The organism is Cyclobacterium lianum (assembly GCF_900143075.1).
Taxonomy (GTDB): Bacteria; Bacteroidota; Bacteroidia; order Cytophagales; family Cyclobacteriaceae; genus Cyclobacterium; species Cyclobacterium lianum.
The window spans coordinates 1-23,810 of record NZ_FRCY01000026.1 but is presented as its reverse complement, the minus strand read 5'-3'; the positions used below and the strand labels follow the sequence as shown (position 1 = coordinate 23,810).

General features: G+C 44.1%; 22 protein-coding genes. 13 read left to right on the top strand and 9 right to left on the bottom strand.

Annotated features, from left to right (window positions below):
• The 5 genes from BUB19_RS24610 to BUB19_RS23545 form a co-directional block, all read right to left on the bottom strand.
• Positions 1-449, bottom strand: a 449-nt coding sequence (locus BUB19_RS24610) for an IS1595 family transposase (protein ID WP_245802944.1), incomplete at its 3' end; no start/stop codon positions are given.
• A gap of 302 nt (positions 450-751) precedes the next feature.
• Positions 752-1,744: a DUF4221 family protein gene (locus BUB19_RS23565; protein ID WP_084097614.1), complete on the bottom strand. Its 993-nt coding sequence runs from the start codon at positions 1,742-1,744 to the stop codon at positions 752-754.
• Positions 1,745-1,804: 60 nt separating this feature from the next.
• Positions 1,805-2,002 carry a hypothetical protein gene (locus BUB19_RS23560; protein ID WP_143156158.1) on the bottom strand — a complete coding sequence of 66 codons (198 nt, stop codon included), beginning with the start codon at positions 2,000-2,002 and terminating at the stop codon, positions 1,805-1,807.
• Between the two features lie 1,061 nt (positions 2,003-3,063).
• Positions 3,064-4,218: a hypothetical protein gene (locus BUB19_RS23550; RefSeq protein WP_073098340.1), complete on the bottom strand. Its 1,155-nt coding sequence runs from the start codon at positions 4,216-4,218 to the stop codon at positions 3,064-3,066.
• Positions 4,219-5,195: 977 nt separating this feature from the next.
• Positions 5,196-6,404, bottom strand: coding sequence for an ATP-binding protein (locus tag BUB19_RS23545; RefSeq protein WP_073098338.1), 1,209 nt, complete (start codon positions 6,402-6,404; stop codon positions 5,196-5,198).
• A gap of 726 nt (positions 6,405-7,130) precedes the next feature.
• On the opposite strand from BUB19_RS23545, the gene BUB19_RS23540 reads away from it, so the two are divergent.
• On the top strand, positions 7,131-7,607 hold the full coding sequence (locus BUB19_RS23540; protein WP_084097612.1) for a PH domain-containing protein: 477 nt from the start codon (positions 7,131-7,133) through the stop codon (positions 7,605-7,607).
• A 508-nt stretch (positions 7,608-8,115) separates the two neighbouring features.
• Positions 8,116-9,276, top strand: coding sequence for a hypothetical protein (locus tag BUB19_RS23535; protein WP_073098336.1), 1,161 nt, complete (start codon positions 8,116-8,118; stop codon positions 9,274-9,276).
• Between the two features lie 203 nt (positions 9,277-9,479).
• On the opposite strand, the gene BUB19_RS23530 is transcribed toward BUB19_RS23535, so the two are convergent.
• Complete coding sequence (locus tag BUB19_RS23530; RefSeq protein ID WP_073098334.1) at positions 9,480-10,091, bottom strand: Uma2 family endonuclease; 612 nt, start codon at positions 10,089-10,091, stop codon at positions 9,480-9,482.
• Between the two features lie 262 nt (positions 10,092-10,353).
• A complete protein-coding gene (locus BUB19_RS23525) occupies positions 10,354-11,541 on the bottom strand; it encodes an ATP-binding protein (protein WP_073098332.1) in 1,188 nt (395 codons plus the stop codon).
• A 379-nt stretch (positions 11,542-11,920) separates the two neighbouring features.
• Between BUB19_RS23525 and BUB19_RS24320 the strand changes: the two genes are divergently transcribed.
• The 8 genes from BUB19_RS24320 to map all read left to right on the top strand — a co-directional run bounded on the left by BUB19_RS24320 (position 11,921) and on the right by map (position 21,325).
• The gene (locus BUB19_RS24320) at positions 11,921-12,070 is read left to right on the top strand and encodes a hypothetical protein (RefSeq protein ID WP_178371568.1); all 150 of its coding nucleotides are present in this window, start codon (positions 11,921-11,923) and stop codon (positions 12,068-12,070) included.
• A 19-nt stretch (positions 12,071-12,089) separates the two neighbouring features.
• Entirely contained in the window at positions 12,090-12,860 is a 771-nt protein-coding gene (locus BUB19_RS23515; RefSeq protein WP_143156157.1) for a DUF6250 domain-containing protein, read from the top strand.
• A gap of 2 nt (positions 12,861-12,862) precedes the next feature.
• Positions 12,863-13,888 carry a Kelch repeat-containing protein gene (locus BUB19_RS23510; protein ID WP_084097616.1) on the top strand — a complete coding sequence of 342 codons (1,026 nt, stop codon included), beginning with the start codon at positions 12,863-12,865 and terminating at the stop codon, positions 13,886-13,888.
• Between the two features lie 116 nt (positions 13,889-14,004).
• Positions 14,005-17,514: a sulfatase-like hydrolase/transferase gene (locus BUB19_RS23505; protein ID WP_073098326.1), complete on the top strand. Its 3,510-nt coding sequence runs from the start codon at positions 14,005-14,007 to the stop codon at positions 17,512-17,514.
• 669 nt (positions 17,515-18,183) lie between these two features.
• Complete coding sequence (locus tag BUB19_RS23495) at positions 18,184-18,540, top strand: BlaI/MecI/CopY family transcriptional regulator (protein WP_073098322.1); 357 nt, start codon at positions 18,184-18,186, stop codon at positions 18,538-18,540.
• A 3-nt stretch (positions 18,541-18,543) separates the two neighbouring features.
• Positions 18,544-19,905 carry a M56 family metallopeptidase gene (locus BUB19_RS23490; RefSeq protein ID WP_073098320.1) on the top strand — a complete coding sequence of 454 codons (1,362 nt, stop codon included), beginning with the start codon at positions 18,544-18,546 and terminating at the stop codon, positions 19,903-19,905.
• Between the two features lie 115 nt (positions 19,906-20,020).
• A complete protein-coding gene (locus BUB19_RS23485) occupies positions 20,021-20,386 on the top strand; it encodes a DUF2200 domain-containing protein (protein WP_073098317.1) in 366 nt (121 codons plus the stop codon).
• A gap of 174 nt (positions 20,387-20,560) precedes the next feature.
• Positions 20,561-21,325 carry a type I methionyl aminopeptidase gene (gene map / locus BUB19_RS23480; protein ID WP_073098315.1) on the top strand — a complete coding sequence of 255 codons (765 nt, stop codon included), beginning with the start codon at positions 20,561-20,563 and terminating at the stop codon, positions 21,323-21,325.
• Positions 21,326-21,409: 84 nt separating this feature from the next.
• Here the strand turns inward: map and BUB19_RS23475 are convergent, their stop codons facing one another.
• Positions 21,410-21,928 carry a CIA30 family protein gene (locus BUB19_RS23475; RefSeq protein ID WP_218588591.1) on the bottom strand — a complete coding sequence of 173 codons (519 nt, stop codon included), beginning with the start codon at positions 21,926-21,928 and terminating at the stop codon, positions 21,410-21,412.
• A 92-nt stretch (positions 21,929-22,020) separates the two neighbouring features.
• Here BUB19_RS23475 and BUB19_RS23470 point away from each other — a divergent pair, with 92 nt between their 5' ends.
• The 3 genes from BUB19_RS23470 (at position 22,021) to BUB19_RS23460 (ending at position 23,214) form a co-directional block, all read left to right on the top strand.
• Positions 22,021-22,473, top strand: a complete 453-nt coding sequence (locus BUB19_RS23470) for a DUF2059 domain-containing protein (RefSeq protein ID WP_073098313.1) — start codon at positions 22,021-22,023, stop codon at positions 22,471-22,473.
• A gap of 269 nt (positions 22,474-22,742) precedes the next feature.
• Positions 22,743-22,922 carry a type II toxin-antitoxin system HicA family toxin gene (locus tag BUB19_RS23465; protein ID WP_073098311.1) on the top strand — a complete coding sequence of 60 codons (180 nt, stop codon included), beginning with the start codon at positions 22,743-22,745 and terminating at the stop codon, positions 22,920-22,922.
• A gap of 67 nt (positions 22,923-22,989) precedes the next feature.
• The gene (locus BUB19_RS23460; RefSeq protein ID WP_073098309.1) at positions 22,990-23,214 is read left to right on the top strand and encodes a type II toxin-antitoxin system HicB family antitoxin; all 225 of its coding nucleotides are present in this window, start codon (positions 22,990-22,992) and stop codon (positions 23,212-23,214) included.
• Positions 23,215-23,493: 279 nt separating this feature from the next.
• Here BUB19_RS23460 and BUB19_RS24820 read toward each other — a convergent pair.
• On the bottom strand, positions 23,494-23,810 hold a 317-nt coding region (locus BUB19_RS24820; protein ID WP_394333879.1), incomplete at its 5' end, for a transposase.

The following is a 23,810-nucleotide window of genomic DNA, read 5'->3' as shown; positions in this document are numbered from 1 at the left end:
ACAGTTCTGTGTAGCTGTGGGAAGTTCTTTCCCTTCTTTTCTGATTTCTCCCTGACTAGCTTGGGAAATTCACTTTCAAGACCTCTATAGCCGCTCCAACGGTCAGTTCTCACCGCTGCACCGGGAGCTATATGGTCCATCATAAAACGCTTTAAATGCTTACGGGCAGCTGTATCGACTACACGTCCATAGATGCGGGAAACTCCCTTTCCTTTGCGCTCCACGGCCACCACCATGATCTGTTTCTTACCTTCATTGCGTCTCACAGCCTTTTCGTCCTGGCCACCCACATAGGTCTCGTCTACGTCCACTTTACCATCCATTGGGTGGTTTCCACTGCTTGACATCGCCCTCATCACCTTCTGCTTGAACAGCCAGCAGGTCTTCTGCCTAAGTTCCAGCTTCCTGCTAAGTTCAGGGCTGCTGATCCCACTTTTGCTGGTAGACACGTAGTAGACGATGTAAAACGCCTTCAAAAGGGGGAACTTGCACCGGTGGAACAGGGTCCCGGACTTCGGGGATTCCAGACGTCTACATTTGGTGCACTGCCTGTCATACTTTTCAATACCCTGACAATAGTGCCCGTGGCCGCACTTTTTGCACTGATAGCCATCCTGCCACTTCAGGGATGCCAGGTACTTCACACAGCTTTCCTCATCGGGAAACCGCTCGTGAAACTCGAACAAAGACAAACTCTTAAACCGCTTTTCCATAACTTTCTGCTTACCCTGTCAATATACCTGCTTTTTAGTTATTGAAAAAGTGCCTTGTTCAAAACTTTTATTTCTTGGGTTTCACTATAAGGAGCCTTCGAATTTTCTTTATTTTCCTCCGAATATATTGATTTGGTTGACAAACGAAAATACTGTTTGCTTTCAATATCCCATACTGGACGATAATACTTGACTTGTTCATAGAAATTTTTTGTTTCCTTAATTATTTGTTCCATTGAACCAACACTAATATTTGGAGGTTTCACACTTTTGGGAGTCAGTTTAGGATTATAATCTACAAATCTCAAGGCTTTAGCTTTGTAATCATAGTATACGATTTCATTTGAAAATTCATAACTTACAAAAATCTTGTTATTTTGATGGATAAATTCTATACTTGGATCAACAATATTACCGGATTCAGCACTCTTAATGCTTAAATCGCCATATGATTTTTTTGAATTGAGGTCTAACCTGTCTACTTTATTTTCTCTTACAGACAAAACATCAAGATTAACTTCAATATTTTCATAATCGTATGAAAGCCCAAAAACAATTAAATCTTCTGAATCTACGATAATTTGTCTCCTGGGATATTCTCCATATTTTTCACCATTAGCATCTATTGAATTTCTCCAATCTACTTTTTGAATTAAGCTTCCATTATTATCAAAAATCGCCGATTCCAGATATGATTTTATAAAAAAACGATCATCTTTCAATACGTTGAATCCAACGAAAATTTCGCCAGTTCCATTTGGGCCCTCTTTTTCAAATGCGATCCTATTTATAAATTCTAACTTTTCAAGATCTATTTGGTCCAATGAATGGTTAAATGAATTATAAGAAAAAATTGATTTTTTTTCAATATCTAAATCAGAAAATGACAAAAATCCCCACAAATCCAAAATTTCATTCTTAGAATTAATTATCACAGTATCTAAAGAATAAGATACAGATGGATTTTCAACTTCAATTTCTTTTGCCGTACATGCAGAAAATAGTAAAATTAAAATTATAAAATATTTCATTAGGATTTCTTATGAAGGGATAAAAAGAAGCCACAAATAATGTGGCTTCCTGAATTGTTATTAATTAGTAACACAATGCCCATTTGTAAGGTCACTACATGTGGTTTGTGCGCAGCATATATTACCTGGGTGGTCTGAACCACATTTCTTTGTGAGACAACCAGAACCATCTGAACCACCATAAATCCCAGCCATTTGGCTACGTTGCAGCACATCCTCTGCTGCCAACTTTAACTTTTCTAAATTCAACTTTTTCATTTTTCTTTTGATTAATGAAGTTTATTGTTTCCCCGGACCAGCTAAGGACACCCGGGAATTGCGCCCATTCATCGCGATAGAATATTTTTATATACCTACTAATAGACATTTATTTCTTTGAGGTCTGCAATTCGGTATTCCTTTGGTAAATGGAATTTTCAGCAATTCAAGGATCTTACCGGAGCTGTGGAAACAATTATTCATGCGGTTCAAACAGTTTAATCGTAGGTAGATTACCAGAAAAGTAGGAATCTATATATATTTTTGCTCTTATTACTTCCCAATCTAACGGATAAAATCAAAAAATAGAATTGAATAATTGTATTTCCCGTGAACTGGCCTGTTTTTCCCGTGAACGGGCGGCATATTCTTTTCTGTCGGTGTTTGGTGTGGCAAACATATTTCGCCCCGTCAGGGCTAAGGTTCCCGTTTCGGGTTTAGACACAGGGCTGCACCCTGTGCTTTGGGTATTGCGCACCTTCAGTGCTTGGGATTCTGTTCGTTTTCCAGTCATCCAGGCCCGGAAATGGGGAGAAACCTCGGCGTACATTATGATAATTAAAGATGTAATTCAAATAGGAGTAATTATCCTCCCCGTGAATGGGCGGTATATTTTTTTCTATATCGGATGTGGGGGTTGCCAAACATATTTCGCCCCGTCAGGGCTAAGGTTCCCGTTTCGGGTTTAGACACAGGGCTGCACCCTGTGTTTGGGTATTGCGCACCTTCAGTGCTCGGGATTCCGTTCGGTTTTCATTCATCCAAGCCCCGAAATGGGGAGAAACCTCAACTTACATTAAAATAATTAGCGATATACTTCAAACAGGAGTGATTACATTCCCTGTGGTCGGGCGGTTTTTTCCCGTCGGAGAAAGGGGAGCTATCTGTAACTTCCTGTCAATGAATGGATGGAAAATCCTTCCGGACTGTGGTGTTGGGAGATAGGTTTGTTTTGGATAACGTTAGCAAGGTAAAAAATAGGATTTTACCAGACTGGTAAAAATTTCAGTTTTTGTTTAAAGAAATAAAACACTAATGGCGAATAGATAATCTGTTGAGCGTCAATTTTTGACGATCTGGTAAATTTCATAACGAATGAAATCCTCTTCAATAGCTGGATTTTCAATTTGAATCAATAGCCTGTTCCCGGGAAGAGAAATCATTAACTTTCCGTTCACTGGAAGTGACAAGTCGTCGGTTAGCTGTCGCGATTCATCAAAGATAATTAGTTGATGGTAGTCAGGATCTCTGAAGTGGTGGTATTGAGGGGCTCCTGCCAGGTTATTTTCATAAGCAGCTGGAGAAATTTCTCTAATGTATTCCAGAAGGATAAGACCTCCCTCTAATAAAAGTATCCTGTGGTTTTTGCCCGCCAGATTGATCCTGTTTTTAAAAGAAGGTAAACTTGCAGTAGAAATGGGATTGTTGTCCAGGGATTTAAACTTTTCATGAGATATTTCTATCCTGGATTTCAATAGCCCGGTAGACAGGTCATAGACTGTGATTTCCTTATCAAAGGAAGTAGTCAGGTATAGTTTGTTGGTTTTATCGGCAAGCGCAAACACCGGAAAATACATAGCACCAATGGATTTATCCAATTTATCGGATATTTCCCGCTCTGACACAGGGGCAATTTCATATAATCTTTCATTTTGAGGTTCGTAAATTTCAATCAAATGGCTGGATTTGAAATCCTTGCCCCCCAAATAGCGGCTTGTTCCGGTTGGAATTGTAAAAAAACTGAATTGCAAACTGTCCAATTGCGGATAGAAGTAGTTAAAGACTTCCATCCTCCCAAAAATTTGGGTATTGGTTTCAGATGGATATTTTGATCGCGCTTTTACGTTTAGTTTTTGGTCATACAAAACGATCTCAAACGGCGACTGTACCCAAATGTCTCCGTCTTTAGAAAATGCCATACAATTAGCGGCAGTGGATACCTGGTCAGGCCCTTGCCCAACGAGTATTTTTTGTGCAATCATTTCACCATTATCGTTGACAATGGTAATCTTCAGGCCCTCCGGACTTTTAAAATATCCCAAATACAGTTTCTTCTCCGGGTAAAAATCAATGATTTCAACTGGGAAAAATGAGTTGATTTTAAAGGCCGCTTTTTTTTCAAAGGAATATTGGGTGAATCCGAGCAAAGGATATGCAGACAATAAAGCGGACAGACAGGCAAAAATAACGAGTTTTCTGAGAGGTGTAATCAACATTTTACGGAGTTAAATTGAAATTTTACTGTAAAAAGAGGAAAAGTACGGTATTAAAAACCGTACTTCCCAAGAAAAATTAACTTTCAATTGCAATTACAAACGGATACAGGGTCTGTACTCCCGCAATAGAATTCCCTGGTCGATAGACTACAATCCGCAACTTCCATTGAACGTGTCCAATGATCGCATGTCAAATAGCATGTGGCACCACCAGATCCTCCATATATAGTTCCCATTTGGCTACGTTGCAGTACATCCTCTGCCGCCAGCTTTAATTTTTCTAAATTTAACTTTTTCATTTTTCTTTTGATTAATGAAGTTTATTGTTTCCCGGTCCAAATAAGGATACCCGGGATTTGTGCCCATTCATCGCGATAGAATATTTTTATTTACCTACTTATAGACATTTATTTCTTTGAGGTCTGCAATTCGGTATTCCTTTGGTAAATGGAATTTTCAGCAATTCAAGGATCTTACCGGAGCTGTGGAAACAATTATTCATGCGGTTCAAACAGTTTAATCGTAGGTAGATTACCAGAAAAGTTGGAATTTATCTGTGCTTTTCGTCTTATTACTTCCTAATCTAATTGATAAAATGAAAAAATAAAATTTAATAATTGTATTTCCCGTGAACTGGCCTGTTTTTCCCGTGAATGGGCGGTATATTTTTTTCTATATCGGATGTGGGGGTTGCCAAACATATTCCGCCCCGTGAGGGCTAAGGTTCCCGTTTCGGGTTTAGACACAGGGCTGCACCCTGTGTTTGGGTATTGCGCACTTTCAGTGCTTGGGATTCTGTTCGGTTTTCATTCATCCAAGCCCAGAAAGGGCGGGATACCTCAGCGATGGGTGCAGCCCATCGATATGGGAATCCCGGATTGCTCTGAGTCCTGTATGGGCGGCATATGTTTCATGTTTCCCGCTTTGATCCTAACTTGATGTTGTAATCGAAATAAAAAGGTAGGGCATGATTTTTTTTAATCCTTTAACTTGTGAAAAGGCACCACAAAAACTCTACGGCCCGCATTATAAAATTCATCTTCCTGACTTAAGGTTACCAATAAGGATTCTTTTTTATCAAAAAACATCATGGCTTCCCATAGGCCATCCAACTCCCTGTTCAGGTTATCGGGATTCAACTTCACACAAACCTGAACCAGGGATACCGGACCATTCCGATCGCATAATACAAAGTCACATTCCTGCTTGTCCGAGAAATAATAAATCTCCTGGTATTTTTTCCTAAAGTGAAGAAATACCATGTTCTCAAATTTTCTTCCCTGATCCTCAGAAAATGATCTTGAATTGGCAGATACCAGTCCCGTATCAATCGCATATACCTTTTTTGGATTGATCAGTTGCTTTTTCTTGGAATAGCTGAATTTTGGTATAAAAAAGAACAGCCAGCTTTCCTCTAAATGCGAAAAATATTCCATCACGGTGCTTGTGGCCTTTATTTCCAGTGTTTTGCGCAGATTGTTTCCAGAAACCAATTTAGACACATTGGATACAAGATACATGGCCAAATGCTGCAATGACCTAAAATCCCTTACCCCATACCGGACGGTTATATCCCTCAACAACAAGTCATCAAAAAGCTGGTGTAATAATTCTGTTTTTTCACTTTTTATATACTCCGGAAACCCACCTTTTTGCAAATAGTCCGACGTACTCTCCGGGGATTTGGGGAGCTCCTTTATAGCACAAAATTGTCCATAGGAAAAAGGAAAAAGCTCCTTGGTAATATGCCTCCCGGTAAGTTTTGTCCCTAATTCTTTACTAAGTAAGGAGGCATTAGAGCCGGTGATGACAATCTGATGATTTCCCTGGTCCAACTTCTGACGAATATACCGTTCCCAACCAGCCACCACCTGAATTTCATCAAAGAGCAATTCGGTATGCTTTCCTTCCTTTACCAGCCTATCAATTTTTTGGAAATCTTCTACTGTAAATCCATAAAGCCTGGGATCTTCAAAATTCAAATAAAAGGCAGTTGGATACCTACTTTTCATTAATTGGACCAAAAGCGTGCTCTTCCCACATCGTCTTATACCAGATATTATCAACGAATGGCTCTTGAGCACCGGAAAATGTTCCAGTTCTTTTCTTTCCAGGCCTTGCGTTCTGGTGTTTAAATCAGCTCTCTGGCTCAAAGCCACTTCTTTAAGTAAGTCAACGGGTAGCATACATGCGTTTTATGCTAAACTACACTATCATTGTTTAATAAACAACAATATTGTAGTTTATTAAACAATAAAAAATACTTTTCCGGATACCTTCGGATAAAATTTAGGATTTTGGTCGGTCGCCACTTATTTTATTCGTCGCCGATTCGGCAAAAATTTAGCTTTTTTAGGTAGGGACACCATCTCCGTTCGTAGACCCTGGCCAAATGAAAAATACCTGTATTTCACCTTTTCGCCTTTCGTCCTTTATGGGGCTAGAAAAAACGATAGTAATATGGAGGATGATTTTAGTGGATATCAATTCACGCAGATTTCGGTAAATAAATGAAGAAACAACTAAATTTCATTTGTACCTTCCCATTGCAAATGTCCTCTTTTCGAATAGTTTTTCAAATGGCACTTTTGTGGATATCAGGGAGAAATTTCAAATTTCACCTGGCACAAATTGATGATATAATGGCATGATGAATGATGAATTTTAGCGATTTGATCACTCGGATGTTGGCTATGCCGAATGCTAAAAGCCAAAGGCCAAAGGCCAAACGAATCATAATTAAACAGTTTAATAATTAACCGATTATAATAACTATTAACCACCAGCTTGCCTGCCGGAAACAAATCCTAAAACAAAATTCAGGTCTGAACAATCCAAAACCATCCCGACCCTTTAGCCCTGAGCGTATTGGATCCCAATGGAAATTACCTTGATATTTTAAATAATCTTAAATGTTCGCTATTTTTAGTGGTAAAAATGACGGGGTGCAGCCACTGGAAATGAAAACATACAAAGCCAAAAAAGGACGCCTGATGCAGGGGATACTGCTTGTCCTGCTGGTATTTCCTCTGGCATATGGGCTTTTGACTGCCAAACCGATGAAGGAGAAGTTGCGAAGAATCATCCCCCTAACAACTCCGGCCTTATTGATGATATGGCCCTATCTTGACACCCGGTATTGGATCCGGGGCCATTCCTTTTATTACAAGTCCGGGTTTATCAAGGGAGAGATTGACATTAGTAGCGTTCGTACCATCCTCAAAGGCAAAACCCGCTGGGTGGGCGTGAAGCCTGCCCTGGCTACCGGAGGCTTAATTGTCAAATACAACCGGTACGACGACGTATACATTGCCCCGGAAGACAGCGATGCCCTGATCGTCGATCTCCTTACCATTAACCCCGCCATCCAGGTAATCCCACCCGGGTAAGATACCTAGGGGGCATTGAAACAAGCTAAGCAGATAAAAAACCAGATAGGTATCTCTGATATGCCCTTTGGTAAGGGAGAACATTTGAATACGTTCCTCTGGAAGTATCCTTTTAGGCAACATTGAAGCAACCATACCTATTTGGACGCATTAAAGATTGAGGAATAGAGAAAGCACAGCAATTGCTGACCTTCTTGCAAATCCGAACGAGGTCAATTCCCCCTTACAAGGGGGCAAGGGGGATTTTTTCCAAAACTATATTGTCCAGGACAGGTTTTTAAGGTTATGTAGTTCCCGTTATAATCCCCCTGCTCCCTCCGCCGCGGCGGAGGGATTTAGTTACACTACCTGAAAGCACTCGCGGTCCACAATTGCATGTAAATCGAATAGACGTTTACCCAATTAAAGCTGAATATCTGCCATTTAGACGGACTGAAAAAAATTACCCTGACAGCAGCAAGTAGGAAGCTTTACTTTGTTTTTTAAACCAATAGTTTTACTTTTAAACATGTCGAATCTTCACCTAATCTCAATAACACTTCTAGCCATTTGCCTGCTTTCCTGTTCCCGCTCCCAAAAGGAAACTACAGATTCCCGCAGCTATGCACTGCAACTGGTGGACTCCCTGCGTGTCGATTATATGGGCAACCTGGAGTTAAAGGATTATGACCCGGAAACCAACCAATACCTGGCCTACAACCAACAGAAGAAGGAAGTCCTGATTTTTGATACTTCGGGCGATATCCAACATTCGTTTATCCTCCAAAGTGAAGGACCGGAGGCCATCATTGGCTATGGGCCTAACCCTACCTTTGCGGGAAGTAAAATCTGTATTTTTGCCGATAAAATCTACACCCTGAGCCAGCAAGGGAAGGTGTTGAACCGTGTAGAGATACCCTATCCCTATTTCTGGATCGTGGGGGGCGGGCATATTGCCGCCTTTGCCCTGGGGGATAAATTGCTGTACTACAAACCGGAATCGGCAGAAGCAGGCCAGGACATGCAGGCAGCCTATCAGCGCATGCTGGACGGAGGAGCCATGATGGAGGTCCTGGATACCCTCAGTGGTGACTATTATCCCACCATGCATTTTCCGGAAACGGATGCCTTCGAGGAAGGGCTCTTTTACGGGTACCCTACACCCCTTATCCAAAATGGCGGCTCCCAATGGTTCCTTTCAGTCAACAATGCCCTGGAGTTCCATGTTTATAACGAAAAGGAACAGCGGCTGGATTTTCAGGAGACGGTAAGAATACCGGCACAAAACGCCTATCTGGACCAGCCGGTCCCCCTTGAACAAATGAATACTTTTTTTGAAGAAAACGGACTGGTTTACCGTATCCCACAAATCCACCGGTTTTTACCCCTTGAAGACCATATTTTGGTCGTTTACAGCAAGGGTGTTTCTCCCGAAACCAAAGCCGCCTATGATGTTTCGGATCCAGAACAGCGGCGGGAATTGGTGTATTCCTTTCCCATGGAATTTGCTGTTTTTGATTCGGATTTCAAGAACCTGGCTGTGGACCTTGCCATTCCTAAAAGTATAAATCCTTTTTCTGCCCTGGTGGACAAAAAGGGCCAAATCGTGGCACTAAAAGACCAGGAACAGGCGGGTGTAGAGGAGGATTTCCATACGCTGTATACATACAGGTTGGATTCCGGGGAGTAGCAAATAAAATTTAACATTTTTTGGCTAGTGACATCTACTTCTTTTTCGGAGCGCTTACGATAGAAACCGTCGAGGTCCCAAAGACCTCAACGGTTATAGACATTGACCCTTGGGGTTTTCCCAACCCCGAGGGTCTTTTCCAGAACGTTCCCGAAATAAAACCCTTGAGGTCTCAAAGACCTCGAGGGTTTCAATGCCATTTTTTAATCCTCCGGGTTTTCGAAAAGGTCCGCAAGGTTTAATTTGAAACCTGAAATAACCTGGGAATCGATCGTATCTCCATGTGTGAGCAAGCGGCTGGGCTGATAGGTACCATTGATTAACCGGTAGACCAATAATGTCTGTTCATCGGGATGAATGATCCAGTATTCTTTGACACCGCTCTCTAAGTAAATGTCGTATTTTTGTCTGAGCTCTTTCTGGTTATTGCCTGGAGATAGGATTTCCACGACCAGGTCAGGTGCACCCAAACAGCCCCTTTCGTCTAACTTACTGCTGTCGCAAACCACGCAGATATCCGGTTGCACCACCGTATCAATTTTTTCAGGCAAGTAGGAATCCTTTGGAAGACGAACATCAAATGGCGCAATAAATACCTTGCAGGGATGTTGATCCAGGTAGTCAGCAAATATCCTGGCCATTTCCAGCAAAAGTTCCTGATGGATCCTTCGGGGTGCAGCAGCTGCCCGGAAAACTTTGCCTTTGATCAATTCCACCATTTCATCCATCTGCCATTGGAGGTAATCCAAATAGGTATAATGGCCATAAGAAGTGAATGGCTCTTCCGATTGGTCTGGTTTTTCTCGCAAATCCATGATAGTAATTTACAAATAATAGTTCAGAATTACAGTTTGATAGGCAGGTGATTCATGGAAAAACACACAGTTAAATTGATGTGCTGATGTGGTAATTCCTGCGGTGCCTGAGCGGAGTCGAAGGCAGCGGAGTCGAAGGCAGCGGAGTCGGGCTTCGGCAGGCTCAGTCTGAAAAGGCAGCGGAGTCGGGCTTCGACAGGGTCTGCCAGAAAATACATAATGTGGTGATATGTTGATTTGGTGATGTGGCCATGTCTTTAGTTTAGTATAAAAAACCAAACAACCACAAAGGGATTTTGTTGCCAAAACCAACTTCTACATCATCAGCTGCGATGTAAATTGCCTTTTTATCGGATGGATTGATTTTTTTGTCTTTCCCTCCTATTTCAAATAGGTGTTTTTGATCGACCAGAAAATCCAATGTGTCCGGGTAATTGACTTTATGGACATAAGATAGTTGGTTCAGAAAAAATGTTTCTCTCAGGTTACCCAAATCCACATTTTTCCCCAAGGCAAAAGAAAGATTGGTGTTTTCCAGGAACAGCTTTTCGGGTTTTTGAAGCAAGGAGACCCCTTCCGTTTCCCTGTAAATACTTTTGGTCAGCCGGCTTTCTTCCAGGTAGTGGAGATAGGCAAGTAAGGTTTGCCGGTTGATACCTATTTTTCGGCTCAGTTTACTGACGTTGGGAACAAATGGAACCGCATCTGCAATAATCGACAACAACTGTTTTATTTTGTTGGCATAGGCGATGTCCACTTTGCGCATCAAAGGGAGTTCGATTTCAATAATCAAATTAATGATGGCAAGAACCTGTACCCCATAGAGGTCTTTGAAATCTTTAAAGAAGGGATAATACCCAGTTCTGAGGTATTCGGGGAAATATTTCAATGGTCTTACCGATTGGGAAATATCACTGGCATATTCCACGTGTTCTTGTAGGAGTGCTTCCAGGTTAATTACTGGAAGATTATTGCCTGTGACCATATTCAGGTATTCTCTAAACGATAATCCCTGAATCTCATATACCAATGCCCTTCTGCTTAAATCTGCCCTTGAATTGAGAATTTCCAACAGGGAAGATCCTGTGAATACCACTTTTAATTCCGGGTAAAAATCATAAATATTTTTGATCTCAACAGACCAATTGGAGTACTTATGCACCTCGTCTATAAAAAGGATATTCCCTCCTGCCTTGGCAAATCCATCCACCAAATCAATTAAGGTATGGTTGGAAAACCATATATGGTCCAAACTCACATAAAGCGATTCAGTACTTCTGGGGTATTCTTTTTTTATCCGCTGGAGCAATAGGGTGGTTTTACCTGTTCCCCTGGCACCGATAATGCCGATCAATCGGTTTCCCCAATCAATCTGATGATAGATACTACGTGTGAAAGTGCTTTTTAGGGCAGCAATTAATTTGATATGCAATTCAATGAGTGCTTCCATTTTGTTTGTTGTAATAAACAAAAATACTTTTAAATGGTGGTTACAACAAACAAAAATGATAAAATTATAGTGGGTGTAACAAACAGATTTTGCTGCCTTGTTAAAGGGCGAAGAGCTTGGATGGACTGCGGTAATCAACAGGGTCATGTTTTTGCCCATTGGAATACTCTCCAAAAACCGGAGGGAGGACGTAAGGTTTTAAAAGTGAAAATAGCCCCTAAGATACGGTTTTAAAGAAGGTCTTGTAGTAGAAAATTTTTAAATGAAATTTAACTAGTTACCGTAAAAAAATTGGTGTCCTGTTGCTACCTATTGAACTGAAAAGGTTTCGAAATGCTGGCTTTTCTTCAATTCGGAAAAATTATCAGTACTTCAACCTGTGAATGATAAAATATTTGGTATTTTAGTCGGTGTATATAAAACCCCTGACCCAAAACATCCATCCTTTCTGGACCAATCGGGTGGGCCATTGGAGAAAACCACCGATTGGGTGGCAGCAGATATTGCCATTGCCAGGCAGGAAAGGTAACGATAACGAAAAAAGAGAAATGAAGCTGCTCGTACTTTTATTGTCCTTTCTCATTATCTTGCCAATCAGCCTGATTGCCCAGGAGTCCGGCTATGTTACCATGAATGACTCCCTGGTATTGAAGCCTTCTATGATATTTTCAGAAGAATTCAGCGACCTGGACGATTGGATTGCCGAGCAGCAACCGGGAGGAAAGGTCTTTTTAAACAGCGGTAAAATGGAAATCGAAGACAAAGGGGGCTGTACCGTCTGGTTTGACAAAAAATTAGTTCAACCTGTAATGATCGAGTTTACCGCTTCTGTGATTGATGAAGGGGGACCACAGGACCGGGTTTCGGACTTGAATTGCTTTTGGTTGGCTACGGATCCCTGGCACGGGGATTTTTTTGGGGACCCGCACCCACATAGAGCCGGTAAATTCAGCCAGTATGACAGCTTACAGCTCTACTACGTAGGGCTTGGAGGGCATAACAACACCAGGACGAGGTTTCGCAGATATACAGGAAATGGACAAAAGCCTTTACTCCCGGCACACGATCTTTCGGATGAAGCCTACCTGATCCTTCCCAATGTACCCAACCGCATACGCATCATCGTGTACAATAACACGATCCAGTACTGGAGAAATGAACAACTGATTTTTAATTTTTTTGATGCTTCACCTTATGAGTCCGGCTATTTCGCCTTTCGAACGGTGAATAATCACCTTATCATTGATGAATTTAAGGTGTATGCGCTTTCAAAAAGGGGTGAAGATTTTCTAAGCAAACCTAAATCAGATAACCAATGAAAATGAAGCAATTCTTAATTCGTGCCGCATGTATTTCAGGAGTCGTCACCCTGCAGTTTTGTGCGGAAAACAAACCTGAAGAAAGCAGACCGGAGCAGGATCCCCCAAAGGAAAAAAGCTGGGAAATACTGGACTGTGAAGGCAGTCCTGCAGCCCGACATGAAAACAGCTTTGTGGAGGTAAATGATAAATTTTATTTGTTGGGAGGACGGGGTATCAAACCGGTTAATATTTTCGATCCGGCAAGCAATACCTGGACATCTGGTGCTGAGCCACCGGTGGAAGTGCACCATTTTCAGGCGGTGGGGTATGCCGGTAAGATTTATATTATCGGCGCCATGACAGGGCAATACCCCCGCGAAGAACCGCTGGAAAATATCCTGATCTACGATCCGGCAAATGATGCCTGGGAGATGGGAGATCCCATACCAGAAGAAAGACGCAGGGGCTCCGCCGGAGTGATTGTAGCCGGAGACAAAGCAATCGTCCTGAGCGGGATCACAGATGGGCACTGGACCGGACACGTATCCTGGACAGACCAATATGATTTTTCGACCGGGGAGTGGACAGTATTGGCAGATGCTCCCAGGCCGCGAGATCACTTCCATGCGGCCGTAAGTGAGGGTAAAATTTACTGTGCCGGCGGACGAAATTCCTCGGCAAAAACAGGCGAAACATTTGAGTTGACCATACCGGAGGTGGATGTCTACGATATAGCAGATAATACCTGGACGTCCTTGCCGGAGGAGCAGCATTTGCCCACAGAAAGGGCCGGTACTTCAAGTGCTTTTATCGGGCAGCAGCTGGTAATAATCGGAGGTGAAAGCGCCAGTCAGGAAGCGGCACACAGTGAGGTGGAGGCCTACCATACCGGAAACCAATCCTGGGAAAGCCTGGATCCATTGGTCCGGGGCCGACACGGTTCTCAGGCCATTGTGTATAATGGGGCGATTTACATTGCTGCGGGAAGTGGCAACAGGGGAGGTAGCCCGGAGTTGAATACCATCGAGAGGTATGCCGGGGAATAATAATCCCTTTAATAAAACGGTATTTTTCATATTTCCGGATGACAATGGAGTTTTTAGGAAAAAGGAGTACTTTTAGTATTCCTTTTTCTTATCATTGAAAGAAAATAATCTCATTCATGCTTAAAACGATTTATACCCTGCTGGTATTGATGGGCACTACCCAGCTGTTTGCCCAGGCCCAATCCCAAAGTGATCCGGACAAAAAACCCAATATCATCTTTATCCTCACTGATGACCAGCGCTGGGATGCACTTGGACATGCGGGGAATGAGCTGATCCATACCCCTGAAATGGACCGCCTGGCAGAAGAAGGGGCCTATTTTAAAAATGCCATGGTCACCACCCCCATCTGTGCGGCCAGCCGGGCCACCATTTTTACAGGATTGTATGAACGCACCCATGCCTATACCTTTCAAACCGGCCCTATCCGTGGCGAATACATGGAAACCGCCTACCCCAAACTATTAAAAGAAGCTGGCTATCGGGTAGGTTTTTTCGGGAAATATGGTGTCAACCACAAGGACCTGGCAGGTCAATTTGACGAATATGAATCCTACGACCGGAATGGGCAATTCAAAGACCGACGAGGTTATTTTTTCAAGACCATAGGCAGTGACACAGTGCATCTGAGCCGCTATACCGGCCAGCAGGCCCTGGATTTTATAGCGGAGGCCAATCCCGATGAACCCTTTTGCCTTTCGCTTTCCTTCAGTGCGCCGCATGCGCATGATCCGGCCGAAGACCAGTACTTCTGGCAGCAGGAAGTTGATCCCCTTTTGCAGGGCATCACCATACCGGATGCAGACCTTTCCGAAGACCGTTACTTTGAAGCCCAGCCGGAGATCGTCAGATCCGGATTCAATCGCCTTCGCTGGACCTGGCGTTACGATACGCCTGAAAAATACCAGCACAGTGTCAAGGGCTATTACCGCATGATCTCTGGTGTGGACCGGGAGATCGCCAAAATCAGAAAGCAGCTTGAGGCCAAAGGTATGGATCAAAATACGGTCATCATCCTGATGGGAGACAATGGTTATTTCCTTGGCGAGCGGCAACTGGCCGGGAAGTGGCTTCTGTACGACAATTCCATACGGGTGCCGCTGATCATTCATGATCCGAGGGTCAGCAAACCGCTGGAGTCAGCGGCACTGGCAGCCAATGTGGATGTGCCGGCCACCATTCTGGACCTTGCAGGCCTGCCTGTTCCGGCTGCCTATCAGGGGCAAAGCCTTGTTCCTGTCATTCAGGGGCGGGAGGAACTTGACCGGGACACCATCCTGATCGAACACCTTTGGGATTTTGAAAATATCCCGCCAAGTGAAGGGCTCCGCACTGCGGAGTGGAAGTATTTCCGATATACAAATGACAAATCCATTGAGGAATTGTATCACCTGGCAAGCGATCCCCGGGAAATCAACAACCTGGCTGCCGACCCTGCCCATGCTGCCACCTTACAGGCCTTCCGCAAAAAAATGGATGCCATGGGCGAATCGCTTGCTGATGAGACTACGGCTTCGCCGGAAAACCTCCATGTGGAGATGCTGCGAAAGCCCGCAGGGCTGCCCCTGCACGACCAAAATCCCGAATTTGGCTGGCAGGTGCCGGCGGGAACCCAATTTCAAACGGCCTACCAGGTACTCGTCAGCAGTTCGCCGGACAAAAGCCGGCAGAACCTCGGGGATGTCTGGGACAGTAAGAAGGTAGCGGGAAAGCAAAGCGTTAACGTTGCCTACAAAGGTCCTGCACTGGAGGCAAATAAAAGCTATTACTGGAAGGTCCGCATTTGGGATGGGGATAACCGAACCGGAAGGTACTCGGCGGCACAGTCATTCCAGACTGGCGGCCAGAGGCAAGGCCATATCACCACGCCAAATCGATTTATGCAGGAAGATATTCTGCCCCAAACACTCAGGAAAGTTGATGCTGACACCTGGCTCGCAGATTTTGGCAAAGCCGCTTTTGCCAACCTCACTTTTCGGTATCAGGCTGATCAACCCGGAATGCTCACGGTGCGTATCGGAGAGCAACTGGAAGGAGCCAGGATCAATACAGATCCTCAGGGTCATATCCGCTTCCAGGAAGTGGAGGTGCCCGTTAGTCCTGAAAAGGACCGGTATGTGCTGCAGTTACCTCCCGATCAACGGAACACAGGTCCTGCCGCAGTGGCCCTGCCGGATTCATTTCCGGTGTTGCTTCCTTTTCGGTATGCAGAAATTGTGGCCCAAAAGCAACCGGAAAAACTCACCCAACAAGCCTATTTTGGATATTTTGAAGAAGATCAAAGCCATTTCAGCAGTTCGGATACCATCCTGAACCAGGTGTGGGATCTGTGCAAGTACTCTATGAAGGGGACTTCCTTTGCTGGCATATATGTGGATGGTGACCGGGAGCGCATTCCCTACGAGGCAGACGCCTATATCAACCAGCTCAGCCATTATGCAGTGGACTGGGAATACCCCATTGCCCGCAGGAGCATCGAATACTTTATGGAAAACCCCACCTGGCCCACCGAGTGGCAGCTCCATGTGGCCCTGATGTTTTATGAGGACTACCTGTACACCGGCAACACTGAGCTGATCGAAAAATATTACGATGAACTCAAGTACAAGACCCTGATGGAGCTGGCGCGGGAGGATGGGCTGATCAGTTCGGAAAGGGCTACGCCGGAGTTTATGAAAAAACTGGGCTTCAAAGATCCTGAGGTGAAAATGAGAGATATTGTGGACTGGCCGCCGGCACAGAAAGATACCGGTTGGGAGCTGGCCACCGAAGAAGGAGAGCGGGACGGCTTTGTTTTTACGCCCATCAATACCGTGATCAATGCCCTCTATTTCCGCAACCTGCAGATCATGGGTGAGTTTGCCCGACTGCTGGGAAAAACAGCGGAGGCGATGGAGTATGAGCTGATGGCTGCCAAAGTAAAGAAGGCAGTCACTGAAAAACTGATGGATCCGGAAAAAGGCATTTACCTGGATGGAGAAGGTGCCGGTCACTCCTCACTGCATGCCAACATGATGCCGCTGGCCTTTAATATGGTGCCCGAAGAAAACATTCCGGCCGTGGTAGAATTTATCAAATCACGGGGTATGGCCTGCAGTGTGTATGGATCCCAATATTTGATGGATGGATTGTACAATGCCGGGGAGGCCGACTATGCCCTGGACCTGATGACGGCTACCGACGATAGAAGCTGGTGGAACATGATAGCTATTGGTTCTACGATGACCCTGGAAGCCTGGGACATGAAATACAAGCCCAATGCCGACTGGAATCATGCCTGGGGAGCGGTACCCGGGAATATCGTGGCCCGCAAGATGTGGGGGATCATGCCAAAGACGCCGGGCGCCGGCCTGCTGGAGATCAAACCCCAACTGAGCCGATTGACGGAGACAGCCATTGCAGTGCCCTTTCAAACAGGTATCGTAGAAGCTTCTTACAAGCGGGTAAACAACCGCCTGCAGCGCTATGCTTTTAATTTGCCGGCCAATGTCTCGGCCGATTTGTTTTTGGAATTTGGTCCCAATGACGCCATTTCTCTAAATGGAGAAAAAGTCAATACCCAGTTTGGCTCCATAAGGCTGTCTCCGGGAGTGAATGAAATCGAATTGCAGGTGAATTCTTTTTAGGGTAACCTCAGCAATTGCAGAGGTGATATGCAGACAAAAATTGGATCCGTATTTCTCCGATGGAGAAAGAGAGGAATTACTAATAAAGCAATTGGTAAATCGCAAGCAGGCTGATGTGAAATTCCCGTCTAAAATTCATCCTTTCCTTTATTGTGGATAAAGCCGCATTCCTATTGAAAAATGGGTAATTGCAACCAGAATTCATCTGTTTATATTTTGATTTTCTATGATCAAATGCCCGCACGGATGACACCAGTCGGACAGGGAATCCCTGACTACTGGCAGGAAGTTCGCATGGTTCATAATCATCCCTTTGTGTGTCGCTTCAGACATGCCTGCCTGTCCGGCGGGCAGACTCGATTTCTTGTCATCAATAGCCTACAGCTTTGGCTGTAGCAATAGGAGGTTTTTGAGTATCATTGGCTTTAGCCAAATCATTTATCCTTTCCCTAACTCCTTCAAACAAAAGCCTTTGTTTGGGCATTCTATGCCATAGCTGAAGCCATATTGAAATTGATGTGTGGACCACAATCTGACTCCCGATCCAGTCTTTTACCGCCTTCGGAGAGAAGGGCACTGCGAAAATCATTCATAAATCACCTGGTAAAAAAGTTGTATTATTGATAAATCAGTTGTATATTTAAAAAATAAGTTTAAATATTAACTGATATGGACAAACTCACGAAAAAGGAAGAAGAGATCATGAAGATACTCTGGAAGCTCAAAAAGGGCTTCGTCAAGGACATTCTGGCAGAGTATCCGGATCCAAAGCCTCCCTACAATACCATCTCCTCTATGGTCAGGATACTCCAGGAAAAGCGTTTGGTTGGCTTCAAGCAGTATGGCAATACCTATGAATATTACCCCTTGCTTTCCAAGGATGCCTACCGGAAGCGTTTCATGAAAGCATTTATCAGCGATTATTTTGATGATTCCCTGCCAAAGGCAGTGGCCGCTTTTATCGAAGAGGAGCAACTCGGCCAGCAGGAAGTAGAAGAGATACTCAAGCTGATAAAATCGAAATAAGCCATGGAACAATTACTCTATTACCTGCTGAAGGTGGCCATTGCAACTGCGGTATTTTACCTCAGCTACCTATTGCTGCTGCGGAAGAGCAAGCAGTTTGTATTTAACCGCGTCTATCTGGCCGGATCCTTTCTGGCGGCGTTTGTCATTCCCCTGATCAGTTTTACTAAAAGCAGCTACGTCTCCCCTGCGGTCATATATTTCTCCGGAGCTGCTACAAAAGGTCCGCTACCTGAGGAAGCAACAGCAATCGGAACGCAATTTCTTCCCAATATGGCCGCTATCCTGGCGGGGTTGTACCTGTGTGGCGTATTGTGGTGTCTGCTGCGCCTGGTTATTGGTTATCTGGCGGCAGCGAGGATTGGCTGTAAAGCGGAAGACATAGCCGGCCAAAAGGTTTGGATCGCTGAGAAAAACAATCTGGCTTTTACCTTTATTGACAGGATCATCATAGGACGTAATTTGCTGGATCATCCTGCTTTGGAGATGGTATTGAAGCACGAGGCAGTGCATCGCCGGGAGCAGCATTTCGTTGATATCATCCTTTCCGAACTGCTTTCGGCCCTGCAGTGGTTTAATCCTTTCGCGAAATTACAGGCCCGTGCTATTCGGAACAATCTGGAATTCCGGGCCGATGACCTGGTGATCAGGGCATCGGACAAAAAGGAATACCAGTACACCATGCTCTCCATGGCGCTGAACCGTATCAAGTCCCCACTATTTACCGGCATCAATTCAAGTAGCCTGAAAAAACGAATTGTCATGATGAATGCGAAAGAAAACAAGCGTTTCGCCGGTCTTTACAGGCTGGCCGTTTTGCCGGTATTTGTGCTGCTTTTGCTGTCCTTATCGGGAAAGAAAACCGTGGTGATCAGTGATCCTGAACCGGAAGTCGCTCCCCTGGCCGTTGCGGCTGAGCTGCAGGACCGGGCCGGGGACCCTATCGACGCTATCAGTGAGGTCAACAGATTTTTCTCGAGAAACCTGAAGTATCCAAAAGAAGCCCGGGCAGCAGGGCATGTCGGCATTGCCCGGATTTATGCCAGAGTCAGCCCTGATGGCCGTGTCAGTGAAGTTTCGGACATAAAGCCCGCTGAGGAGTATGTGGAATTTGATGAAGTGGTCATTATCGGATACAGCAATGGCACTTCGGAAGAACTCAAAAGGACCAGGTTTAACAGGCATCCAGGCCTGTTGGCAGAGGGAAAAAGGGTAGTGGCGTCCCTTCCCAGGTTAGAAATTGCCGAGCTGCAAGGCAAGCTGGTTCAGTTTTACTTTAAATTTGACTTGCGTTCGGCTCCTGAAAAAAGTAAAATTTGGACTCCTGCTATAGACCGGCGAACCATCGATGCCATCTCAGGTTAAAGCGGAAAGACTTTTTGGCCTAATATCTATTCGTAAAAAAAAGTGGGAATTAATTGCCGGAATACTGATATTGTAGCTTAGCTATATTGATTTTCTCGGCAAAAAAAGCAAAACCATGAGCACCAGTCCCGAACACGATGAACGCATGGCCAAAATGACCTTTGCCACTGTTTATCCCCATTATGTAACCAAAGTTGAAAGGAAAGGAAGAACCAAAGCCGAACTGCATCAGGTGATCCATTGGCTGACAGGTTTTGATGAGAATAAGGTGGAGGAACTGATACGGCACAAGGTCACTTTTGAGACCTTTTTCCAGGAAGCAAGCTTAAATCCCAATGCCGGATTGATCAAAGGGCTGATCTGTGGCTACCGGGTGGAGGAGATCAGCAATCCCCTGACCCGACAGGTAAGGTACCTGGACAAGCTGGTGGACGAACTGGCTAAAGGGAAGAAGATGGAGAAAATTTTGCGGGCGGGATAAAAGAAGCGTGAATCCCCTTTTCACCAGGGCTTGTGTTTCTGTGAAGATGGAAGTAATTGCTATTCATCGCTTATATTTTAAGTTCGGATAGAACCCATGCCGAAACGTTTGTGTTGTAGGATAGATTTTGGTTTGACTAAGTAGGGAAGTCTGTTTCCAAACAAAAAAAATGAGATGTCGATAACAAAAGAGTCGGAACTGACCGGCATGCAAAAGATCAGTGAAGTGGTAGGCAGCACGCTGAAAAGAATGAGGAAATACGCTGCTCCCGGCATGTCAACCAAGGAACTCGATGATTATGGGGCAGAAATATTGAAAAGTTATGGTGCCAAATCCGCTCCATATGAAACCTATGGGTTTCCAGGCTATACCTGTATCAGTATCAATCAGGAAATCGCCCACGGTATTCCCTCCCGGGATAAAATATTAAAAGAAGGGGATCTGATCAACATTGATGTTTCTGCTGAACTGAATGGTTTCTGGTCGGATAACGGCGGTTCTTTTGTCCTGGGCAGGGACATCCATAACCATCAACCGCTGGTAGATGCTTCCAATGACATACTCCACCAGGCAGTCCGTAAAATCAGAGGTGGAATGAAAATTGCCGATCTGGGTCATTTTATAGAAACAGCGGCCAAAAAATCAGGCTTTAAGGTGATCAAAAACCTTTCGGGGCACGGTGTCGGAAGAAACCTGCACGAAGCACCGGACAATATTTTAAACTATCGGGTGAAAACCAACAAGGAGCGGTTTAAGAAAAACACCACCGTTGCCGTAGAAACCTTTATAGCGACCGCTTCTACCTTTGCCGTGGAGCAAGAGGATGGCTGGACTTTGGTAGGCAACAAGGGTGGATTCGTTGCCCAACACGAACACACCATTCTGATCACAGATGGGCTTCCGGTGATCCTGACCAGCTCCAATGAAATTCTTTCATGATATCAAAAGCAGGCAGTTCCGTCCTTTGAAAAGTCTGTTGAGAAAAATCAATTTTGACCAATGAGGTTTCCGGCTCGATCCAATTTATTCCAGCTCGATCTTTTTGATTTCCAGGCGAAAATCTTCTTCCTTTTTGTTGCCAATCAAAAACCGCAACTCCTGGATGGAATCGGCAGAAAAGTTGGGTAGATCCAGCTTCCTGCCGCGGAATACCGGCTCCATTTCCTTTAGTGGGATCTCCAGGGTTTGCCAGTCTCCGCTGGTAGTAAAGGTATAAATATAGGAAGCCCGGTCACTGAGATTTTCTTTTATGCGGAACTGATAGCGTTTGCCATCGCCCTTTAGCCTCAGGACGGCTGTTTGATACCCTACGATATTTTTGGAAGGGAAATGGTATTGCAGGGAGGCGAAGCCCCCGTTGTTTTCCAGGGAGACGCTTCCGGCAAAAAGCGCATTACCCCCGGCCGTCTTTTGGAGGCTGCTACTGGAAATGCCGCCCATCACCCCATCGTTTTGGATTTCCCAGCCGGACCAGTCTTCGGTAGCACTAAAATCAAACAAAAGCAATCTTCCCATCAGCATGGCCATTTGTAAAACCCACATTTTTCTTTTAAAGGTAGGGGATTTTTGGGTAAATTGACATTGTTTTTACCGGTGTCAAGGTAAATAGTTTTATTAACCTCACTTTAGTTATTATGCAAAAGATCATTTTAATTTTTGCCTTTTCGGTTTGGCTTCACGGTTTTTCTTTTGGTCAAAAAGGGGATGATTACGCCAAGACCTTGAAAGAGATGTTTGAAGTATCGGGTACGGAAGAATCCTATCAGGCTGTCATTAAACAAATGTTTGGCATGTTTAAACAACAATCTGCTGATGTGGATCCCGGTATTTGGAAATCCCTTGAGCAAGAGTTTTCTTCCACTTCCATAGACGAGCTGGTAAAAATGCAGGTGCCAGTATATCAAAAGTACCTGTCAATTGGGGATTTGGAGGAAATGATAAAGTTTTACAAAACGCCCGTTGGACAGAAATTTGCAAAGAGTACGCCGATGATCATGCAGGAGTCCATGGAAATCGGGCAGCAGTGGGGGATGAAACTCGGAGAAGAAATATCCAGAAAAATGAAGGAAAAGGGAATTTTGTTGTGATGACTTTTGACTGAATCTTCGAGGGGATTAATGCCGAGTTACCAGTTGTTGACATCTTTAAAAATGTCAGACTGACCAGGCTATAATATTTTTTCGACTTTTTACAAATTGGAAGACCCCGCCCTCTAATTGGGTCCCGACTGGTGGCAAAAGAAAACTGTTGAGGGCATCAAACTGATCATGATCATTCCAAAATTTGCCTTATCTGATTTAATAATTGATGAATTTGAAAAGAATGGGGAATTTAATATTTTTAATAAATTTACCATATGGGCAAATACGATAAATTTCTTATCAAAATCCTTAGAGGAACCTCAGATAAAAATATAGATTTTGAAGAATTGAGGAATTTGCTTCTTAAATTTGGCTTTGAGGAACGAGTCAAGGGCAGCCATCATATCCTGACCAGGGATGGGATAGAAGAAATTTTAAATATCCAGGCAAAGTAAGGAAAGGCAAAGCCCTATCAGGTTAAGCAAATAAGAAATGTTATTGTAAAAAATCAGTTAAAATTAGATGAAGGCGAAAACTAATCATAAATACGAAATAATCATTTACTGGAGTAAAGATGATGAAGCTTTCATTGCCGAAGTACCCGAATTGGCGGGATGTGCAGCAGATGGAGGGACCTATCAGGAAGCATTAGCAAATGTGGAAGTGATCATTGATGAATGGATTGAAACCGCTAAAATGAAAGCCAGGAAAATTCCTCTCCCAAAAGGAAGATTGCGATTTGCTTGAAAGCATAGACCTCATACAAATAAACTCAGTTGTTTGGAGTGGATTGGATGACGCTGGATAGACATTTTGAGTATTGATCCTGGGATTTTTGTAATGGCATCGGGTATACGAGCAAATGCTGGGCTGAGGTTTTTCAAATTCCCTATCTTCCGCAAAACGTAGCAGTCCGTTACAAGGCCAGGAACGACATAAGTAAACCCAAGGAAACAAAGTTTAAAATTCGATTGATATATGGTCTTGATTAAATAGGGTCTGCTGAAAAACTCAAAAAAGACCAGTTTATAAAACCAGGCCAGATAGCTCTCTGGGCTGGTTTTGTATTTTCTGGATCTCCAGAATCTGCCTTATGGCGTTTCTGAGCATGTTTTTTAAATCTTTCCACGCTGAAAAACTCAGACATGGGAGTGCCATCCCGGCCAATTTGACCAGGTTGAGCACTAGGATAATTGAAGCGATCCACGATTGGCTGGTGTTTTTGAGCCTTGCCCTGATCCGGTTCATTCCGTATCCGTTTTTTGCCTGACCAAACTTGCCTTCTATCGGGTTCCTTTCCCCAGGTCTTACGTGGTTTTCCACTGCCTTGGCCGAAGGCCTTC

Coding starts and splice junctions, on each gene's coding strand:
- BUB19_RS23525 (WP_073098332.1), bottom strand. CDS start 11,541: ATGGAAGCACTCATTGAATTGCATATCAAATTAATTGCTGCCCTAAAA.
- BUB19_RS23550 (WP_073098340.1), bottom strand. CDS start 4,218: ATGTTGATTACACCTCTCAGAAAACTCGTTATTTTTGCCTGTCTGTCC.
- BUB19_RS23490 (WP_073098320.1), top strand. CDS start 18,544: ATGGAACAATTACTCTATTACCTGCTGAAGGTGGCCATTGCAACTGCG.
- BUB19_RS23505 (WP_073098326.1), top strand. CDS start 14,005: ATGCTTAAAACGATTTATACCCTGCTGGTATTGATGGGCACTACCCAG.
- BUB19_RS23515 (WP_143156157.1), top strand. CDS start 12,090: ATGAAGCTGCTCGTACTTTTATTGTCCTTTCTCATTATCTTGCCAATC.
- BUB19_RS23535 (WP_073098336.1), top strand. CDS start 8,116: ATGTCGAATCTTCACCTAATCTCAATAACACTTCTAGCCATTTGCCTG.
- BUB19_RS23565 (WP_084097614.1), bottom strand. CDS start 1,744: ATGAAATATTTTATAATTTTAATTTTACTATTTTCTGCATGTACGGCA.
- BUB19_RS23495 (WP_073098322.1), top strand. CDS start 18,184: ATGGACAAACTCACGAAAAAGGAAGAAGAGATCATGAAGATACTCTGG.
- BUB19_RS23460 (WP_073098309.1), top strand. CDS start 22,990: ATGAAGGCGAAAACTAATCATAAATACGAAATAATCATTTACTGGAGT.
- BUB19_RS23475 (WP_218588591.1), bottom strand. CDS start 21,928: ATGTGGGTTTTACAAATGGCCATGCTGATGGGAAGATTGCTTTTGTTT.
- BUB19_RS23485 (WP_073098317.1), top strand. CDS start 20,021: ATGAGCACCAGTCCCGAACACGATGAACGCATGGCCAAAATGACCTTT.
- BUB19_RS23530 (WP_073098334.1), bottom strand. CDS start 10,091: ATGGATTTGCGAGAAAAACCAGACCAATCGGAAGAGCCATTCACTTCT.
- BUB19_RS23540 (WP_084097612.1), top strand. CDS start 7,131: ATGTTCGCTATTTTTAGTGGTAAAAATGACGGGGTGCAGCCACTGGAA.
- BUB19_RS23470 (WP_073098313.1), top strand. CDS start 22,021: ATGCAAAAGATCATTTTAATTTTTGCCTTTTCGGTTTGGCTTCACGGT.
- map (WP_073098315.1), top strand. CDS start 20,561: ATGTCGATAACAAAAGAGTCGGAACTGACCGGCATGCAAAAGATCAGT.
- BUB19_RS23545 (WP_073098338.1), bottom strand. CDS start 6,404: ATGCTACCCGTTGACTTACTTAAAGAAGTGGCTTTGAGCCAGAGAGCT.
- BUB19_RS23510 (WP_084097616.1), top strand. CDS start 12,863: ATGAAGCAATTCTTAATTCGTGCCGCATGTATTTCAGGAGTCGTCACC.
- BUB19_RS23560 (WP_143156158.1), bottom strand. CDS start 2,002: ATGAAAAAGTTGAATTTAGAAAAGTTAAAGTTGGCAGCAGAGGATGTG.
- BUB19_RS23465 (WP_073098311.1), top strand. CDS start 22,743: ATGGGCAAATACGATAAATTTCTTATCAAAATCCTTAGAGGAACCTCA.